This window comes from Cryobacterium sp. Hz7 (assembly GCF_004402815.1).
Lineage (GTDB): Bacteria > Actinomycetota > Actinomycetes > Actinomycetales > Microbacteriaceae > Cryobacterium > Cryobacterium sandaracinum.
This window is the reverse complement of the sequence record NZ_SOFB01000029.1, coordinates 1-2,125: the sequence shown is the minus strand read 5'-3', so window position 1 is coordinate 2,125 and position 2,125 is coordinate 1. Positions and strand designations below refer to the sequence as shown.

2 protein-coding genes are annotated in these 2,125 nt (G+C 67.1%); both read right to left on the bottom strand.

Features of this window, described 5'->3' with window-relative positions:
• Positions 1-200: 200 nt before the first annotated feature.
• Positions 201-1,487, bottom strand: a complete 1,287-nt coding sequence (locus E3N86_RS07285; protein WP_134511653.1) for an MFS transporter — start codon at positions 1,485-1,487, stop codon at positions 201-203.
• A 12-nt stretch (positions 1,488-1,499) separates the two neighbouring features.
• Positions 1,500-2,087 (bottom strand): helix-turn-helix domain-containing protein, encoded by a 588-nt coding sequence (locus E3N86_RS07280; protein ID WP_134511652.1) that lies wholly within the window; start codon positions 2,085-2,087, stop codon positions 1,500-1,502.
• Positions 2,088-2,125 lie beyond the last annotated feature (38 nt).

Here is a 2,125-nt window from a genome sequence, read left to right as displayed (position 1 = left end):
TCCGATAGCTCGCGCATTGAAGGTCCGTCTCTCGACACCTAGAAGACTTAGGTCCAACACATACGTCTGCGTCGGACAAGCGTTCTCCATGTCTCGTGTTTTCCACCCGTTTCGATGATCGTTCCGCTCCCGGTTATTGGACGCGCTGTTCATATCGATGTTCAGGTTTTCAGTGGTGGAATGGCGAGCGCTTGGGTCGTTCATTTCACGGCGATCACGGCCGGGCGCCGCTCCATGTGCCGCCAAGCTCCTCCGGTCAGTGGACTCAGCGTGACGAGCGTGTAGACGACCGCGACGATTCCGAAGGCGAGCGACAGGCCGATCGTGTCGGCGGCGATGCCGCCGAGCAGGGCGCCGAACGGCACACCCGCCCAGGCACCGGCGTTGATTAGGCCGAACACCCTGCCGCGCATGTGTTCGGGTACGCGTTCGAGTTCCACCGTGCCGAGAATTGGGTTGATCGCCCCAGCAGCCAGGCCCGAGAGCACGGTCATTGCGACGAGCACGGGCAGCGGCGCACCGATAGCGAAGGCAGCGCTCGACGGGCCGCCAGCCAAGGCGAAGCAAACCGCCAGGGTCACGCGGCGGGGCACCCGGTGAGCGACGAATCCGAAGGCCACGTTGCCCACCAGAGCGCAACCGCCCATGACCGCCACCAGCAGACCCAGAGCGGCCGCGCCTCCCAGACGATCGTTCGCGTAGAGGGGCATCAGGGTCGAGCCGCGGGCGGCGTCGAGCAGGTTCGTGACCAATACGAGGCCGACGACCAAACGCATCAACGGGTCGTGGATGACGAAGCGGAATCCTTCAGCCAGGTCGGCCCAATAGGAGGAACGGGGAGCGCTGTCGCTGCTGTCGCCGCTCAGCCTGACGGTGGCAGGGACGGCTGCCACGAACGCCCAGGTCAGCAGTGCTGAGACCGCGAACGTTGCCGCGTTGACGAAGAGGGCTGCGATCGGCCCCAGGAGCGCGACGAGCAGGCCGGCGATCGAGGCGCCGACCAGCTTGGCGAAGCGCTCAGAGCCGTCGAGGAGCCCGACACTCTGCTCGATCCGCACGCCGGCCCTTACCGTCAGCCCGGGCAGCATGACGCGGCGGGCGGTCTGTCCCGGGGTGTCGAGTAGTCCGCCCGCGAATACCAGGATGAGAAGGGCCCAGAATGGCAGCCCGACGGTCAGCGCCAGTACCGGCATGGCCAGCACGGTGGCACCGCTCACGAGGTCCGCAACGATCGCCGCTCGGCGGTGACCCACCCGGTCCACGACAACCCCGCCGAGCGCCCCGCCGACCACAACCGGGGCGGTAGCGAAGAATGCCGCGATTCCCACCTCGACGCCCGACCCGCCGAGGCCGAGGACGTAGAAGGGGATGGCGAACGCTGTGATCACGTTGCCCGTTTGCGAGATCGCGTGGGCAGCCAGCAGGGCCGAGAGGGCGCCGGTTGCGCGGCGGTCGCGAGGCAGCGCCTCGTTCATGTTCTTGCTCATCGGCGGTCTGACTCAGGGACGGCGATAGGCCTGGTAGACGAGCACCACAGGCTCGGCGCCGTCGGCCGTCGCCGGGTCGTGGGCGGCGCTCGCGTCGACCCACCGGGTGACCAGGGCTTCGAGCTCGGTCCGCATGGTGCCCATCTCCTCGACCGTTAGACGCAGGCTGCGATCCCCGCTCGCGCCTGCCGCGACCCACTCACGAGGCAGGGCAGGTGTCGCGTCGATGTAGTCGGTGAACCGGGCGGCGTAGGCCTGAGCAATGGACTTCTGCAGAACAGAAGACGCCGCGAGCTTGTCGGGGTCGTCGAGCAGATCGGCGGGCTCCCAGCTGGTCAGTAGGGTCGTGGCCTTCCACCAACGTTCGCGGTGGTCGGTGCTCTGAGCCTCGGCGGGCTCGATCAGGGCGATGGAGGCAAGCTTGCCGAGATGGTAGCTGATGGTACCGGGAGCCTCATCAACGACGTCGCCCAGCTGGGCTGCGGTCAACGGGCCGCGTTCGCGAAGCAGGCCGAGCAGACGCAACCGGGTCGGATGCGCGAGGACCCGCATGGATGCAGCCGAGCTGAGCGTGGTGCGTGAAGCGTCGCGGGGGGACATACCGCTGACCCTATAAGAACAACAGTCATTGCGCAATG